The sequence below is a fragment of the Acidobacteriota bacterium genome, assembly GCA_030697165.1.
Taxonomy (GTDB): Bacteria; Acidobacteriota; Vicinamibacteria; order Vicinamibacterales; family UBA2999; genus 12-FULL-67-14b.
This window is the reverse complement of sequence record JAUYQQ010000001.1, coordinates 236,001-252,474: the sequence shown is the minus strand read 5'-3', so window position 1 is coordinate 252,474 and position 16,474 is coordinate 236,001. Positions and strand designations below refer to the sequence as shown.

At 66.9% G+C, this 16,474-nt stretch carries 13 protein-coding genes and 1 pseudogene; 8 read left to right on the top strand and 6 right to left on the bottom strand.

Annotated features, from left to right (window positions below):
• Positions 1–64 precede the first annotated feature (64 nt).
• From Q8T13_01040 to Q8T13_01030, 3 genes are all read left to right on the top strand, one after another.
• Positions 65–2,563: an ABC transporter permease gene (locus Q8T13_01040; GenBank protein ID MDP3716334.1), complete on the top strand. Its 2,499-nt coding sequence runs from the start codon at positions 65–67 to the stop codon at positions 2,561–2,563.
• A 118-nt stretch (positions 2,564–2,681) separates the two neighbouring features.
• Entirely contained in the window at positions 2,682–3,077 is a 396-nt protein-coding gene (locus Q8T13_01035; GenBank protein MDP3716333.1) for a four helix bundle protein, read from the top strand.
• Between the two features lie 115 nt (positions 3,078–3,192).
• Positions 3,193–3,630, top strand: a complete 438-nt coding sequence (locus Q8T13_01030) for a 6-carboxytetrahydropterin synthase (protein MDP3716332.1) — start codon at positions 3,193–3,195, stop codon at positions 3,628–3,630.
• Here Q8T13_01030 and Q8T13_01025 read toward each other — a convergent pair.
• The 4 genes from Q8T13_01025 to Q8T13_01010 all read right to left on the bottom strand — a co-directional run bounded on the left by Q8T13_01025 (position 3,602) and on the right by Q8T13_01010 (position 7,885).
• Positions 3,602–4,144: a PepSY-associated TM helix domain-containing protein gene (locus tag Q8T13_01025; GenBank protein MDP3716331.1), complete on the bottom strand. Its 543-nt coding sequence runs from the start codon at positions 4,142–4,144 to the stop codon at positions 3,602–3,604. The genes Q8T13_01030 and Q8T13_01025 overlap by 29 nt on opposite strands.
• A gap of 3 nt (positions 4,145–4,147) precedes the next feature.
• Positions 4,148–6,331 (bottom strand): TonB-dependent receptor, encoded by a 2,184-nt coding sequence (locus tag Q8T13_01020; GenBank protein MDP3716330.1) that lies wholly within the window; start codon positions 6,329–6,331, stop codon positions 4,148–4,150.
• A 112-nt stretch (positions 6,332–6,443) separates the two neighbouring features.
• On the bottom strand, positions 6,444–7,424 hold the full coding sequence (locus Q8T13_01015; GenBank protein MDP3716329.1) for a M56 family metallopeptidase: 981 nt from the start codon (positions 7,422–7,424) through the stop codon (positions 6,444–6,446).
• Positions 7,421–7,885 (bottom strand): BlaI/MecI/CopY family transcriptional regulator, encoded by a 465-nt coding sequence (locus tag Q8T13_01010; GenBank protein MDP3716328.1) that lies wholly within the window; start codon positions 7,883–7,885, stop codon positions 7,421–7,423. The genes Q8T13_01015 and Q8T13_01010 overlap by 4 nt, the downstream gene beginning before the upstream one ends.
• 50 nt (positions 7,886–7,935) lie before the next feature.
• Between Q8T13_01010 and Q8T13_01005 the strand changes: the two genes are divergently transcribed.
• Entirely contained in the window at positions 7,936–10,206 is a 2,271-nt protein-coding gene (locus Q8T13_01005) for a fused MFS/spermidine synthase (GenBank protein MDP3716327.1), read from the top strand.
• Positions 10,203–10,919 (top strand): HAD family hydrolase, encoded by a 717-nt coding sequence (locus Q8T13_01000; protein ID MDP3716326.1) that lies wholly within the window; start codon positions 10,203–10,205, stop codon positions 10,917–10,919. Before Q8T13_01005 ends, Q8T13_01000 begins: the two co-directional genes overlap by 4 nt.
• Here the strand turns inward: Q8T13_01000 and Q8T13_00995 are convergent.
• Positions 10,820–12,661 carry a histidine kinase N-terminal 7TM domain-containing protein gene (locus Q8T13_00995; protein ID MDP3716325.1) on the bottom strand — a complete coding sequence of 614 codons (1,842 nt, stop codon included), beginning with the start codon at positions 12,659–12,661 and terminating at the stop codon, positions 10,820–10,822. The two genes, Q8T13_01000 and Q8T13_00995, sit on opposite strands and share 100 nt — an antisense overlap.
• Positions 12,662–12,890: 229 nt before the next feature.
• Between Q8T13_00995 and Q8T13_00990 the strand changes: the two genes are divergently transcribed.
• Together Q8T13_00990 and Q8T13_00985 are read left to right on the top strand one after the other, a co-directional pair.
• On the top strand, positions 12,891–13,271 hold the full coding sequence (locus Q8T13_00990) for an RNA-binding protein (protein ID MDP3716324.1): 381 nt from the start codon (positions 12,891–12,893) through the stop codon (positions 13,269–13,271).
• An 11-nt stretch (positions 13,272–13,282) separates the two neighbouring features.
• Positions 13,283–13,468 (top strand): annotated as a pseudogene (locus Q8T13_00985) (hypothetical protein).
• 149 nt (positions 13,469–13,617) lie between these two features.
• Here Q8T13_00985 and Q8T13_00980 read toward each other — a convergent pair.
• Positions 13,618–14,823, bottom strand: a complete 1,206-nt coding sequence (locus Q8T13_00980; protein MDP3716323.1) for a M28 family peptidase — start codon at positions 14,821–14,823, stop codon at positions 13,618–13,620.
• 111 nt (positions 14,824–14,934) lie between these two features.
• Between Q8T13_00980 and Q8T13_00975 the strand changes: the two genes are divergently transcribed.
• A complete protein-coding gene (locus tag Q8T13_00975) occupies positions 14,935–16,440 on the top strand; it encodes a radical SAM protein (protein ID MDP3716322.1) in 1,506 nt (501 codons plus the stop codon).
• Positions 16,441–16,474: the final 34 nt, after the last annotated feature.

The window sequence follows — 16,474 nt, the reverse complement described above, 5'->3', positions numbered from 1 at the left end:
ACCTCCTATTCTCCTGTAGATCCTTCCAAACCTTCCGGCTCCGACATCCGTCCAACACCCTGTCATGCCCAATTTCCGCCTGGCCCTGCGTACGCTGTTCAAGACCCCCTTTGTCACCGCGGTGGCCATTCTGTCGCTGGCCCTCGGCATTGGCGCCAATTCGGCCATCTTTTCTCTGTTCGACCAGATGCTGATGCGGCCGCTGCCGGTCGCCGAACCGGCCGCACTCGTCAACATCAGCGCTCCCGGTCCCAAGCCGGGCTCGAACTCGTGCGGCCAGGCGGGGCCCTGTGACGACGTGATGAGCTACCCGATGTTCCGGGATCTCGAGCGTGTCCAGGACTCCTTTACGGGAATTGCCGCCCATCGCGGCGCCGGCATCAGCGTCGGCTACCAGGGGACGACCCTGGGCGGTGACGGCCTGCTGGTCTCGGGCAGTTACTTTCCGGTGCTGGGTCTCAACCCGGCCCTGGGACGTCTGTTCACGCCGGACGACGACCGGACCATTGGCGGCCACTTCGTCACCGTGCTCAGCCACGACTACTGGCGCACGCGGTTCCAGCTGAACCCGGCGGTCCTCAACGAAACCCTGATCGTCAACGGCCAGGCCCTCACGGTGATTGGCGTGGCGCCGGCCGGGTTCAAGGGCACCACCCTCGGCGAGGTTCCCGACCTCTTCGTCCCGATCTCAATGCGCGCCGTCATGCAGCCGGGCTTCGACGGCTTCGAGAACCGGCGCAACTACTGGGTCTATGCCTTCGCGCGTCTAAGACCCAACGTCTCGATTGAGCAGGCGACGACGGCCATTAACGGGCCCTACAAGTCGATCATCCTCGACGTCGAAGTGCCGTTGCAGAAAGGGATGAGCGACCAGACCATGGAGCGCTTCAGGGCGAAAGCCATCGTGCTGGCACCTGGCCAGCGCGGGCAGAGCAGCGTGCACACCGAAGCGCGCGCGCCCCTGACCATCCTGTTCGCCGTGACCGGCACCGTGCTGCTGATCGCCTGCGCGAACATCGCCAACCTGCTGCTGGCACGCGGCGCCGGCCGGGCGGCGGAGATGGCCGTGCGATTGTCGATCGGCGCCAACCGCCGGCAGCTCATCACGCAGTTGCTGACCGAATCGGTACTGCTCGCGGCCATGGGCGCTCTTGGCGGGCTGTTGGTCGCCAAGTGGACGCTCGACGTGATTGCCTCGATCGTTCCCGCCGAGGCAGCGGCCCTCGTGGCGTTCAAGATGGACCCGGCCATGCTCGGCTTCGCGGGGATCACGGCCCTCGGTACCGGCCTTTTGTTCGGCGTTTTTCCGGCACTGCACAGTACCCGGCCTGACCTCGCCTCGACGCTCAAGAACCAGGCGGGCCAGCCCGGCGGCGCCAAGGCCGCGCGCCGTTTCCGCATGACGCTGGCCACCGTCCAGATCGCCATGTCGATGGCGCTGCTCGTGCCCGCGGGCTTGTTCGCGAAGAGCCTGTTCAATGTCAGCCGGGTTGACCTTGGCCTCAACACCGACCATCTCGTGTTGTTCGGCATCGCGCCCGAACTCAATTCGTACTCCACCGAGCGCACCCGCGAACTGTTCGAACGCACCGAGGACGAGCTGGCCGCCTTGCCAGGCGTCACCGGTGTCACCGCCGCCATCGTCCCCGTGCTCGCGGGCGACAACTGGAACAGCAGCCTGATCGTGGAAGGCTTCGAGGCGGGTCCGGATACCAATACGACGGGTGCCTTCAACGCCGTCGGCCCCGGCTACTTCAAGACGATGGGGGTACTGCTCGTGGCCGGGCGAGAATTTACACGATCGGATGCCGCCGGTGCGCCGAAGGTGGCGGTCGTCAACCAGGCCTTCCTGCGCAAGTTCAACCTGCCCGAAAACGCCATCGGCAAGCGTTTCGGCATCGGCGGGTCCAACGCCAAGCTCGACATCGAGATTGTCGGCATTGCCCGCGACGCGAAGTACAGCGACGTCAAGCGGGTGGTGCCGGCGCAGTACTACTTGCCCTACCGGCAGCAAGAGCGCCTGGGCTATGCCTACTTCTACGTGCGCTCGGCCCTGCCGCCAGAGCAATTGGTGGCCAGCATTCCCGTGGTGATGAAGCAGCTGGACCCGGGGTTGCCGCTCAACGACCTGAAGACCATGGCCATGCAGATTCAGGAGAACGTGTTCATGGACCGCTTGATCAGCACGCTGTCGTTCGCGTTCGCGGCGCTCGCGACGGTGCTGGCGGCGGTGGGTCTCTACGGCGTGCTCGCCTTCACGGTGGCCCAGCGGACGCGCGAGTTCGGCCTGCGCATGGCGCTTGGCGCCAACGGCGGCACGGTGCGCGGCATGGTGATGAAGCAGGTGGCCGTCATGGCGATGATCGGCGGCGTCATCGGACTGGCGGTGGCGATCGGCGTCGGCCGACTGGCCGAGTCGTTGCTGTTCGAGATGACCGGATACGATCCCCTGGTGATCGGCGTCTCCACCGTCGCCCTCGCCCTGGTGGCCATGGGCGCGGGATTCATTCCGGCCATGCGCGCGTCGAGGATCGATCCCATGAGTGCGCTGCGATACGAGTAGTTCAACCACGGGGGTTCAACCACGGGGGTTCAACTACGGGGGTTCAACCACGGGGGTTCAACCACGAAGGTTCTACCACGAAGGTTCGTTGGCACTGTTTGTGCTCCCGTCGCGGGGCATGGCCAAGCACTTTCGGGAACTGGTGGCATGGCAACTTGCCTTCGAGCTTCGTGAGCAGGTGCTCAAGCTGACCAAGTCCGGTCCGGCGTCTCGAGATCGCAGATTCTGCGAACAGTTGAATGATTCGAGCCGGTCAATTGCCAGCAATATTGCCGAAGGGTTTGGCCGCTATGACCCCGGCGACTTCGCCAGGTTCTTGAGCATCGCTCGCGGCTCACTGGACGAGACGGAGAACCACTTACGAGACGGGGTAGAGAGTAGCTACTTCCCAGCGGCGTTGGTCGGTCCCCTCATCCTAAAAGGCGCTCGCTGCCGCTCCGCCATCACTAGCCTGCAGGTCTACCTACGATCGGCGGCAGCAAAACAGAAAGCCAAAAAGAACCACCGTGCTTGAACCGTCGTGATTGAACCGTCGTGATTGAACCGTCGTGATTGAACCCCCGTGCTTGAACCGTCGTGATTGAACCCCCGTGCTTGAACCCCCGTGATAGACCATAATCGAATCAGCAATGGAGAAAATCATCGTCACCGCCAAGTTCCATGCGGGCCACCGCCAGCTGGGGTACCCCGGCAAGTGCCGGTTCGTCCACGGCCACACCTGGCAGGGCAAAGTGGTGGTGGCGACGGAGGAGTTTCCCCGCAACGACCTCGACATGTCGATCGACTTCGGTGACATCAAGAACGTGATGCGCGCGCTCGACCACAAGATGCTGATCACCGCCCAGGATACAGCGTTCCTCGACGCCGGCCTGTTCGAGCCGGAGGGGATCGTGATGCTGAAGGGCAAGGGACCCAGCGTCGAGAACGTCGCGCACCACGTCTTCGACGGCGTCGAGGCGCTCATCCGGACGCAGTATCCCGGCAGGGCCATTTGCTACACGATCGAGGTGACCATCCAGGAAACCGAGAACAACACCTTCATCGTCGAGAAGGCCGTGACGATTTAGCGCGCTCGGCCCTGAGTCGCCGCTTGCCGGCATAGGGCACCCACCACATCCACATTCCGCTGATCCACAACAGCAGCACGACGATGCCGGCGGGCAGGAAGATGCCGAGCTTGGTCCAGTCGCCGCCGAAGAACGAGCCGTCGTGGATCGACTCGATGATGTCCGATCGGCGATAGGCGGTCTGCAGCACGGCGCCGGTGCCGGTGTCGACCTGCACCTCGTAGCCGTTCATCAACCAGACTTTCGCGACGCCCCTGGCAATGCGCACATCCATCCGGTTCACGTCGTCCCACGATTGCACGTGCATCCCGGGCACCGTCTTGACCGCTGCGAGGATGGCCGCGAAATCGATCGCCGGGCTCGCGCCGGTGCCGCGCCTCTCGGCCGGCTGCACCCACGTGGACTGCTTCTTGGCCTGTAACAGGAGCCCGCTCAGGATCATCACGAGCACCGGCAGCGCGGCGCCGAAGCCAATCCAGTAGTGGACCTTACGGTTGAGGACGTTGAATGACACGCGCTAGAACTTGACCGCTGCAATTAGCGAAGCCGACCGGCCGGGCGCCAGCACCGCGCGCACGTCCTGGCTTGCATAGTACTCCTGGTTGAGCAGGTTGCGGGCCTGGAGACGCAACTCGAGCGGCTTCGCCACCCGGAAGCCGGCCGCGGCGTCGAGCAGCGTGTAGCCCGGGACGCGGCGCTCGGTCGGACCGGTGTGCTCGTCGTCTGAAAAGTAGGCGACCCGCACCTGCCCAAATGCCCCTGCGCCAAACTGCCGGCGAAGCACGGCGGAGATGTTGGTCGGCGAGATGTCGTCCAGGTAGGCGTCGTCGTCCAGCGCACGCCCTTCGGCTACCTGGGTCGCCAGTTCGAGAGAGAGGCCGGCGCCGATCTCGGCCTGGCCTTCGACCTCGAACCCGCGGATGCGGGCGCTGCCGCGATTGCGGAAGAAGAAGTCGTCGGACGAGGTCGCGTAGCGTTCGATCAGGTCGTGGATGCGGTAATCGTAGTAGTAGGTCGCCAGCCGGAACCTGGGTGCGACATAGCGCAGCGCGAGGTCGCCCTGGATGCTGGTTTCCGGATCCAGTTCGGGGTTGCCGGTGATGTAGCCACGCCCGGTCGGCCCGCGGTAGTAGCGGTCCGACAGGACCGGGTCGCGGAAGCCCCGCGCAATCTGGCCGGTGAGGCTGATTCCCCGGAAGCTGCCGAGCGTGGCCGACGCAAAGCCGGAGAAGGCGCCGTTGCTGGTGCGGTGATCGCCGAAGTAGCCGCCTTCGTTCCTGGTCGTCACGTAGTCGCCGCGCACGCCGGCGCCGACGGCGAGCACGCTGCTGAGCGCCGAGTCGATCGAGGCGTACGCGCCCGTGTCGGTGCGCCGCGCCGAGTCGATCGAGACTCTCGGGTGCGTGCTGACCACCTCGCCCGCCAGGTTGTAGGTGATGAAGTCGTCGATGGCATGCAGGCCGGCACGGCCGTTGACGTCCAGCCCGATCTCGAACCGCGACGTGCCGAACAGCCGCTCGCCAAAGCCCCGCACCTGGAAGTCGTTCGCGGTCACGTCGGCTCGCTCGATGGTGCGGACGGTCGTGGCGGTCGCGAACCGATCCTGGTCGGTGACCTGGGCGTGGTTGCCGACGAAGGTGGTGACGCCCAGCCGCTGGAACCCTGCGATCTCGCGCGCTTCGTAGCCGGCGGTGAAGCGATGCGAGTCCTCGGCCGGGTAGTAGAACCGGACGGCCTGCGAGTTGTCCCGCGGCCGCTCGATGTCACGGCCGAAATCGCTTTGCCATCCCGCGCTCAGCACTCCGCCTCTGGCTTGCTGCTCGGCGCGGACCATGAACCCGCGATCGGAGAACCCGGAGTTGAAGACCTCGCCCTGGGGGCTGTTCCAATCATCGGCCTCGCGCACGTGCGCCGCCATCAGCACGCCGCCGTGGGCGAAGCCCTTCGACACTTCGACCGAAGCGCGCAGTTCCGGCACCCCGGTGCCGGCCGTGCCCGAAAACTGCGCCGCCCACGGCGAGCCGGGCGGCACGCGCCTGGTGCGCACCGAGATCACCCCGCCAAACGCGTCGGAGCCGTAGGCGACCGAACCCGGTCCCCGCGCCACGTCCACGCCCTCGACCAGCGACGGATCCAGGAATGTCGCGCTGGCCCCGGCGCGGCGCTCGGAACTGACCCGGGCGCCGTCGATCAGGATCAGCGTACGGCCGCGCGCCAGTCCGCGAATGGCGGGCACCGCGGCCTGGCCCTCGGAAACCTGGTTGACGCCGGCGACGTTCTCGATCGCCTGCATCAGGTTGGCCGGCTGGCGCACCGACACGTCGCGGCCGCTCACGCTCGTCGTCGCCGCGGCCGGCGTGGCTTCAATACTGGGCGCCGAGCCGGTGACCGTGACCGACTCGCTCAGCAACGGCGCGATCGTGATCAGCACTTCCTGCCCGGGCACCACCGTCTCGATCAACACGGGTCGCGAGTACGACCCCGCCTTGTCGATGACCAGCACCTCGAAGGGGGTCGGCGGATCGGGCTGCCACTCGAAACGGCCATCCGCGTCGGTAATCGCTTCGCCGGGGCGGCCGAGCACCGAGACCGTGGCATTGGCTACCGGACGGCCCTGTTGGTCCACCACTCGCCCCTTCATCGCGAAGGCCGATGAGGGCAGGGCCAGGATCGCCAGGACCAGCAGAAACCGAAGGTACATAGGACTTCACGACAATACGAACGCGCTCGTCTTACTACCAGTGCTAGTAGACAGAGACAGGGTGCCTAAGGTGCCTAAGGTGCCTAGAGGGTGCCTGGGGTGCCTAAGGTGCTTAACGGCCGAAGGCGACGACGGCTTCGACGGCTTCGTACAGGGTCTTCATAGCCGTCGGACTGCCGGCGGTCGTCAACACGACGCCGGCGATGGCGGTAAGGACGAGGGCTTGCGCCGGAGCTGGGCGGGGCGCATCGGCGTTCTGCGTGGACGAGAGCAGGCGACGGACCCGGCGGTCGAGGCGGTCGCGCTCGATGAAGGGGCTGATGGTCGCGGCGGTCCAGCCCGGGCCGGCCGACAGCCGCGCGACTTTCACCAGCAACGCGGCCAGGTCCAGCCGCGCCTTCTCGTGGCCGGCCGTCGCCACATCGTCGGCCGCATCTTCCGCGGCGTCATCCCAAGCCAGGACGATCGCGTGGTGCGCGGGGGTCCAGCGCAGCAGGTCGGGGGCGCACGCCATCAACCATCGCTTCAGGTTGTCCCTGGCGCGCAGGTGGCCGCGTTCGTGCGCGACGATCCTGGCCAACTCGTCTTGTTCGCAGGCATCGATGATGGTCCGCGCCGCCATCAGCTTCGGCGCGAACACGCCGACCAGGGCCACGATTGGCGTGAACGAGTCAACGGCGTAGGCGGGAACGCCGGCCGGCGGATCGAGATCAAGAGGCCTGGCCGCGCGCAGCCAGCGGCGCTCGACGCGCCAGGTGGCAAGGGCGCTGATGGCGGCGGTCGCGACACCGGACCCGAGCAGCGCGAGGCCGACGAGCGCCAGGCCGATAAGTAGAGGCCCGACCGGCTCGGTGGTCCGCACCGGCTCGAACATGACGAATGCCGGCATGACCAATAACGAGACGATGATGCCCGCAGACGCAACGGGGAAGGCGCGGAGCATGACGAGACGGCGCGCGCGGATGGCCGGTGGCCATTTCTGGCGGGAGAGCCAGCCGCATTGCCAGGCGACCACTGCCAGGAGCGAGGCCAGGCTGCTGAGCAGCGCGTAGCTGGCGAGCGCCACCGAAACCATGAGCATGGCGCGGCTCATTTGGCGTCCTTCCGGCTGATGGCGTCGCGCGGCGTCGCCATTGTGCGTTCTAGCTGTTGCCGGCGGGCCCGCACCAGGCCTTCGAGTTCGTCGAGCAGCGCGCGATCGCGATCGCCCACGGCATCCACGAACTGCGACAGGATCGGCCGCGCCGAAGAGGCGTCGCCCGGCAGCATGATCGCGAACGTCGACCCGGCCAGTTGTGATCGCAGCTCATCTCGCGTGACCTGCGGTTGATAGAAAAACGCGCGCCCGATCTTGTCGCGGCGCAGCACCCCCTTGCGGAACAACCGGTCGAGCGTGGTCATCAGCGTGGTGTAGGCCACGCCGGGGAACGCGGGCTGCAGATCGCGGACGCACGCCGCCGTGGTGCGCGACCACAGGGCGTCGAGCACGCGGCTTTCGAGCGGCCCGAAAGCCGCGTCGAAATGCGTGCGTGGCGGCCGCGCAGTGTCGGACATGACGTCCCGATTATAGCGAGACTGAACGGACAAGGTAGAATCGGCAAGGGATGTCCAACCGGCGAGCGGTCTTCGCCCTCTTCTTCTTTTCCGGAATCGCGGGCCTCGTTTACCAGGTGCTCTGGTTGCGACGGTTGTCACTGGTGTTCGGCGTGACGGTCTACGCGGCCAGCACGGTCCTGGCCGCGTTCATGGCCGGGCTGGCGATCGGCAGCCTCCTGGCCGGGTACGTCCTGCGCCGGCGCATCCCGCCGCTCCTGGCCTTCGGCGCCGCCGAGATCCTGATTGGCGTCACCGGTTTCGCATCGCCGTACCTGCTGAGCGCAGCTTCGGCTCTGTACGGCGCGCTCCAGGCCGCCGCCCCGGAATCGCTGGGGCTGTTGACCGTCGCGCGCCTGGCCTCCTCGTTGGCAATCCTCGTGGTGCCCACGGCGCTGATGGGTATGACGCTGCCGCTGTTAAGCGCCTCGGTGGCGGCGACGAACGCGCCGATCGCCTCGCGCATCAGCCTGCTCTACGCGGTCAACACGACCGGCGCCATGGTCGGCACCGTGCTCACGGGCTTCCTGTTGATACCGGCCATCGGCGTCCAGCGCGCCTTCATGACCGCGGCGGCCGTGAACATTGCGGTAGGCATACTGGCCTTGTGGGCCGGCCGTGGGCACGGTCCCGCATGGCGTCCAGAGACCGCCAGTGAGGCCCAGGCGTCGCCGGCCCTCGCGCGCGTGCCCCTCCTGCTCGCTGCCGTTGTGGCCATCTCCGGCTTTGCGTCACTTGGTCTCGAGATTCTCTGGTTCCGGCTGATGCTGCAGTTCGTGGTGGCCACCACCGAGGCCTTTACCGCGATGCTGGCGACCGTGTTGTTCGGCATTGCGATGGGCGGCTTCCTGGCCGCGCGCATCCTGCGGACGGGTGCGAGGGCGACGATGTGGCTGGCCGTGGTACAGGCGGCCACCGGGCTCGCCACCGTCGCGTCGATGAGCTTCCTGCTGTGGACCATCGCCGCGGGCTGGAAGACGACCGGCCTGTGGGCGGCGGTGCTGATCGCGATCCTGCCGGCGGCGATCGCCATGGGCGTCGGCTTCCCCTTGGCCCTCGGCCTCGCCACTGGTAAAGCGGCAGGTGGTCACGACCGCGCCGCAATCGGGCGGCGTGTCGGCGTAATGTACGCGCTGAACGTGGCCGGCGCGATTGCCGGCTCGCTGGCGGCCGGGTTCCTGCTGCTGCCCTGGCTCGGTGCCCAACAGGCGCTCATCGCCATGGCCGCGTTGTTCGTCGCCAGCGGGTTGATGGTGGCGGCCCGCGGTGGCCGAGGGGCCCTCCTTGCGGTGGCCCTGATCGTGATCGCGTTCGTACCGGTGGCCAGGGGGATGGCCGATCCGTTCACGGTGGCGATCGACCGCCGCTACGGCAATACGATGAGCGAGTTGTGGCGCGACGAGGGCCCGCAGACCGCCGTCAGCGTGCGCGCGAACCTGTTCCAGCGGGTGCTGTACCTGGACGGCCTGCACCAGGCCAACGACCAGCCGCCAATGGTGGAATTGCACCGGGCCATCGGGCATCTGCCCATGGTCCTGCACGGCTCGCCCCGCGACGTCCTGGTGGTGGGCATGGGCGGCGGCGCCACGCCGGGCGCGGTCAGCCAGTACCCCGAAGCCGAGGTGCTGGTCGTCGAGTTGTCGGAAAGCGTGCGGCGCGCGGCGCCGTTCTTCGCGCACGTCAACTACGACCTGCTCGAGCGCCCCAACGTCACGATTCGCATCGATGACGGCCGCAACTTCCTGTCGCTGACCAACCGCCGCTTCGATGTCATTACCGCCGACATCATCCAGCCCGGCCACGCCGGCGCCGGTCACGTGTATTCGCGTGAGTACTTCGAGCTGGTCCGCAGTGCGCTCACCGATGACGGCCTCGTGCTCCAGTGGATTGGTCATCGCCCGTCGATCGAGTACGGCCTGATCATGCGGACGTTCCTGGCCGTGTTTCCCGACGCCACGCTCTGGTACGACGGCAACTTCATGATCGGCTCGCGCACGCCGCTGACGATTGCCCCGGACCGGTTCGAGCGCTTGCGGTCCACGGCCGAGACGCGCGCCGCGCTCGACGCCGTCGGCCTCACCAGCTTTGCCGCGCTGCGCAGCTGGTACACGGCGAGCGCCGTGGAGATGCAGGCCTTGATTGGTCCGGGTCCGGTGCTTACCGACGACCGGCCGCTCGTGGAGTACCAGCATTGGCTGCCACCGGCCAGCGAGCAGCCGCCGCTGGACCTGTCGTCGGTCAAGGGTGATGTCAACCGCATCATCAGCGGCGGTGGCCGGTGATCGACACCGTCTTTCTCGACGCGGGCGGCGTGCTGTGCCATCCGTCGTGGACCCGCGTGGCCGCGGCCCTGGTGGGTTACGGCGCGCCGGTGACCGCAGCCGCGCTCGCCGCCGCCGAACAACGCGCCACCCACGAGCTTGACCAGGCGTCAGTGATTGCCGCCACCGACGATCGCTCCCGCGGCTGGCTCTACTTCAACCTGGTGTTGCAGCATGCCGGCGTGACACAGAGCGCCGCCACCGACGCCGCCCTCGCCGAGTTGCGCGAGTACCACAAGGCCGAAAACCTCTGGGAGCACGTCGAACCCGATGTCGAGCCGGCGTTGGCGGCGCTGCGCGAGCGCGGCCTGCGCCTGGTCGTGGTCTCGAACGCGAACGGCCGCCTGCGTCACCTGTTCGACCGCCTGCAGCTCACGCGCTGGTTCGACCACCTGCTCGATTCACATGAATGGGGCGTTGAGAAGCCCGACCCGCAGCTGTTTCACCTGGCGCTCCAGCAGGCGCGCGCCGAACCCGGGCGCACCGTGCACGTTGGCGACCTCTATCACGTGGACGTAATCGGCGCGCGCCGCGCCGGCCTGCGCGACGCGGTCTTGTTCGACATGGCCGGTCTTTACGGCGGCGTCGACTGCCCGCGGGTCAGTTCCTTTGCCGGCCTGGTCGAGTGGCTCGACACGACCAGGGGGAACCAGACCCTGAACCGCGTGCCCTGACCCTGGGCCGACGTCACCCGCAGCGCGGCGTGGTGGCTGCCGACAATGCCCCGCACCGCGGCCATGCCGAGGCCGCGCCCCTGATCCTTGGTCGAGAAGAACGGATCGAACATCCGCGCCAGCGTGTGCTCGCTCATGCCGGCGCCGTTGTCCACCACGTCGATGAACACGTAGCGGCCCGGCTCGACGTCGGCGCCGAACGTCATGCGCTTCAGCAGCTCGCGATCCAGTCGTTCCTCGCCGGTCGCCACCGTCACCACGCCTCCTTCTTCGACCGCTTCGGTCGCGTTGATGATCAGGTTCATCACCACCTGGCGCAGCTGCGTCGGGTCGGTCTCGACCAGTGGCAGTGGTCCCGGGCTCTGGTAGGTCAGGGTACAGTGCCGCGCCACCGACGCCTCGAGCAGGTCCACCATCTCGCGCACCAGCGCGTCGAGGTCGACGCGCTCGGCGACGACGCGGCCGCCGCCGGCGTAGGCCAGCATCTTCGACACCAGGTCGGCGGCCCGTTGGGCGCCGATCACAATCGACTCGGCGGCGCGCCGCTGGCCCGACTCGGCCGGCGCCTGCATCGCCAGCAGCTCAGCGTTGCCGAGAATGCCGGTCAGCAGGTTGTTGAAGTCATGGGCGACGCCGCCGGCCAGCACCATCAGGCTTTCGGCCTTCTGCTGCTCCTGCACCCGCCGATCAAAGGCGTACCGCTCGGCTTCGTTGCGGCGGCGGCCCGAGATGTCGTGCACCGTCACCAGCCAGCCGGCGAACCGGCGCTTGGCGTCGCGCACGGCCGTCACCTTGACCTCGAAGAACCGCGGTCCGGGCTCCACCTTGACAATGGCCGGCTGCCCTTCGCCGAGCGGCCGGTCGTTGGCCACTGCGGCCGTCCACCAGCCGACCACTTCTTCGACCGGCCGGCCCAGGCTTGCCGCCGTGCAGCCGGTGAACTTCTCGGCCGCGGCGTTGAGGTCCACGAGGCGGCGCTCGGCGTCGAGCACCAGCACGCCGTCGTCCATGCTGTCGACCACCATGTCGCGGGCGACCGGCACCAGGCCGAACAGGCGATAGCGAGAGAGCGCCCAGGTAAAACAAACCCCCGACACCGTGAAGCCGATCGGCGTGAGGTCGAGGCCGGTGGCCGGCAGCGCGCTCGACAGGTAGAGGACGTTGCTGAGCCATGGCACGATCGCGCCGATGATCATCAAGACGGTCTGGCGGCGATAGGGCGGCGGGAAGCGGCGCAACCCCCTCACGAGGATCCAGGTGCCGATCGCCATCATCACGTAGTTGTAGCCGGCATTCACCCAGTACCACGTTGCGCCGGTGTAGATGAGCCGCGTCCCGGACGCGGTCGCGACTTCGGTAATCGCCGTCCAGTACGCGTGATGCCAGTCGTTGGTGGCGGCCAGTGCCAGAGTAATTACGGGCACGATCCAGATCGCCGCGCGCAGCAGGCGATTCTCCGGCCACGCGGCGCGGCTGTAGGCGCTGATGAAGAGCAGCCACAATACGCCGATCGGCGCCACGCCGAGGTACTGCAGCTTGGCCAGGGCCACGCGGGTGCCGGTGTCGGGTACCAGCGCGTGCAATGCGCTGGTGAAAGTCCACACCGCGACGGCGATCATCATCCAGCCGAACGGAGCGCCGCCGGGCACGCCGCGGCGCGTGCGCGCGAGCACCGCGGCCCAGATCGACAGGCCGGTGGCGGCGAAGAGAATCGCGGCATGGAGCGTGGTCGTCCAAAGCACTGAGCAATCATTATCGGCCAGGCATTCGTCCCAGCCCAACCGTTCGTGCAGACGGGGGCCCTCCGGGCTGGCGACACGGTGATTTCTGGTAGACTCAAGGGTGCTGTAGGGGAGGACCGCCCAGAGGCGGTCTTTCGTGTTTCAGGGCCAATTGGGGTCACTGCCAGCGGCCGGCAGCCTGCAAGGGTTGTGGCGAAGCGTTCTCGCGTAGCGAGACGAGGAGAAGACGATGGGTCGGAAGTTGTACGTGGGGAACCTTCCCTACACCGCGGCGGAGCAGGATCTTCAGGAGTTGTTCGAAAAAGTCGGCCCCGTGGAATCGGTCACGGTGATGCGCGACATGGCTACTGGACGCGCCCGCGGTTTCGGGTTCGTCGAGATGGGCACCGATGAAGGCGCCCAGAAGGCCATCACCGAGCTGCACGAATCGCAGCTGGGTGGCCGGACTCTCACTGTGAACGAAGCGCGTCCCAAGGAAGCCCGCGGCGGCGGTGGCTTCGGTGGTGGCGGCGGCGGCCGCGGCGGTGGTGGCTTCGGTGGCGGCGGCGGCGGCCGTGGCGGTAACGGCGGCGGTGGCGGTGGCGGCGGACGGCGCGAGCCGCGCTGGTAGGCCAACGCTAAATGGCTACACGAGGACCCCTCGGCAGAGGTAAGCGAGAACGCGAACGGGCTCGCGTGGAGAAGCAGAAGCAGAAAGTGCTTCGCCGCGAGGAGACCAAGCAGCGTCGCAGCCAGGTTGGCCCGAACGACCCAGCTGGAGTGGATCCGGACATCGCGGGCATCGTCCCCGGTCCGCAGCCCAATCCATGGCTCGATGACCTGGAAGACGAGCCAACCGAGGACTCAGACACTTCCGACAACGACGAAGGCCGGGGTTAACCCCCGGCCTTTTTCTTTGTCGTAACAGGAGATAAGGAGTTCAAGAATGGTTTCTCTTGACCTCTTGACCTCCTGTTCTATTTCAGGCGCGCGCCGGTCAACTGCGCGACACCCGCCAGCGTGGTCTGCGCGGCGTTCAATCCCAGACGGAAATCCTTGTCCGAGTAGGTCGCGAACACGTCGGTCGGCTGGTGCCAGTGCGGGTTCCAGCCGTTGCCGGTGTGAATGCCGCGCTCGTTCTCGCGCAGGCTGATCGACGGCACGTGATCCATGAACGCGGTGGAGTCGGTGTTGGTCATATGCTCACCGACGTTCGACGGATAGTCGGTGGCGTACTTCTCGTTCGCCGCGTGCAGGGCCCACGCGAGGTCCCTGGCACCAGCGAGGAACTTTGACGTGACCTGGAACTCGATGTTGACGTCGGCTTCCGGCCGTTGTTCGGGGCTGACCGTGCCGTCGGCGCGTGGCATGCCGTGGTCGAACATCATCATGTCGTGCTGGATCATGCCGACCCACTTCGGTTCGGGGTAGCGGCCCGAGCCCGGCGGATCTTCCTTGCCCTGCAGGTCCTTACGCTGCTCGACGTAGGCATAGGCGCCGTTCAGACCGGTCTCTTCGTTGTTCCACAGCGCGAAGCGGATCGAGCGATCGGTGACGACGTCGGGTGAGCTGAAGATGCGGGCCAATTCCATGACGAGCGCGGTGCCAGAGCCGTTGTCGTTGACCGCCTCGCCCCAGCCGTGGCCGTCCATGTGCGCGCCGATGATGTACATCTCGTCGGGCCGGGTCGCGCCGATCTTGGTGCAGTAGACCTGTTCGCGCGGGCCGTCCGTGGCGGGCTCGCTGTTAAGCGCGCGCAGCTTCTCGTCGGGTTGCTTCATGGGGTCGTTGTTGACCCCGGTCGGCGCGCGGAGGCCGCGCGGCCGTCCGCCGCCCGAGGCGGTCGGGATGGCGTTGGGATCGGCCGCCGGGCGCGGTCTGCCGGCGTTCGGGTTTCGCGGCGGCGTGGTGTAGGTGTACTTCAGCCGCTCGGTGTTGGTGCAACCGTAGCTCTTGAGCTGCGCCTCGATCCAGTCCACCGCCTTGCGGTTGCGCTCGGTGCCCTGGCGGCGATCGCCGAACTGCGTCAGGCCCTTCACCGTGGCCTTGTACTTTTCGAGATCCAGCCGGCCGACCAACGTCCGAACCGGATCGGCGGTCGCCGCCGGCGCCGCCGGTTGCTGGCCATGCAGATTAGTGGCGACGACCACGGTCGTCACGAGGGCGAGCAATACACGCGACATCACATTGTCTCCTTTTGCACCCTAGGCACCTCAGGCACCCCAGGCCCCCTATTCTGTCCGAATTGACTTCGTTCCGTAAGGGGAGCACAGTCGAGGTAGGAGTTATTCCTGATGCCTGTCCATTTGATCAACCCAAGTGACGTGTCATTTGGGGCTGCGGTAATTACCCCCCGATGGTTGTACGTACTCGCGGCCGCCACCCCAGCGCAGTTCGGCGATCCCCACATTGTTGACGAAACCATCGAACAGCTCGATTTGGCATCGGTCGCCGCCGGCGACGTGGTCGGCATTGGCATTCACACCTTGAATGCCCTGCGCGGCTACGAGTTGGGTCGCGCCGTGCGGGCGCGCGGCGCCCATGTCGTGTACGGCGGCATTCACGCCACGCTGTTTCCCGACGAGCCGTTCGAGCAGGGCGCTGCGCAGGCGGTGGTCAAAGGCGATGGCGATCAGGTGTGGGGGCAGGTGATTGCCGACTGCCACGCCGGTTCCCTTCAACGCGTGTACGATGGCGGCCGCATCCCAGGCTGCGCCATGCAAGCGGCGCGCTGGGACCTGCTGTCGCCCGACAAGTACATGATCGCGTCGGTGCAAACTCTGCGCGGCTGCCCAAAGCACTGTTCGTTCTGCTCGGTGTGGCGCACCGACGGCCAACTGCCGCGCGTGCGCGGGGCGGCCGCGGTGATTGACGAGATCGTCCAGTTGCGCCGCCTCGGCTTCCGCCTGGTCGCACTCGCCGACGACAACTTCTATCCGGTGACGCTGGCCGACCTGCGGATGGCCGAACGGCGCGTCGACAAGACCGCGTACCAGCACCTCAAGGCGCTGCGCGACGAGCGCTTCGCGTTGATGGCGCTGCTGGCAAGAATGCCGTCCGACATGGTGTTCTTCACGCAGATCACGATGGAGGCGGCGGAGGATCCCGAGTACCTGGATGCGATGGGCCGCGCCCGCATTCGCGGCGCGCTGGTTGGCATCGAAGCCGTGACCCCGGAAGGCCTGAAGGACATCCATAAGGATTTCAATCTGTCGGGCGACGCGCTGGCGTCGCGGCTGCAGGAGTTCAAGAAGCGCGGCGTGCACGTGCTCGGTTCGTTCATCTTCGGCCTGCCGAGCGACAAGCCGCAGACCTTCGACGCCACGGCGGCGCTGGCGCAGCAGGCCGACGTGACGCTGGCGCAGTTCGTGATGCTGACGCCGTTTCCGGGCACGCTCGACTTCAAGAAGTGGGAGGCCTCGGTGGCCGGCGATGCGCCGAAGATTGGCGGCGTGCCGGTGACGCGTCACTGGCTGATCCCGAAGCACCTGCGGCCCAAGATCTACGCGCCGCACCCGGTGATGTCGGCCGATGAGATCCGTCAACGCACGCAGCGGGTGTGGGACGAGTTCTACCGCCTGCCGCTGGTGTGGCAGCGCGCCAAGTGCGTCAAGTCGCTGAAGTCGCGCCTCGCGTTCGTGATGATCTCGAAGCTGTACCGGCAGATGTACGCCAACACTGGCATTTCCACCGACAGCGCGCGCTCCGACCGGGCGCGGCGGATGACTCGCCTGATCGTCCGGCCGCTGGTGAAGCTGCTGAAAGGCACGCCGATGCCGTTGCTGCAGGTGCCGGTGTAGTCGCTTGCCCTGCGGTCCCTACGGTGGGGCCGAA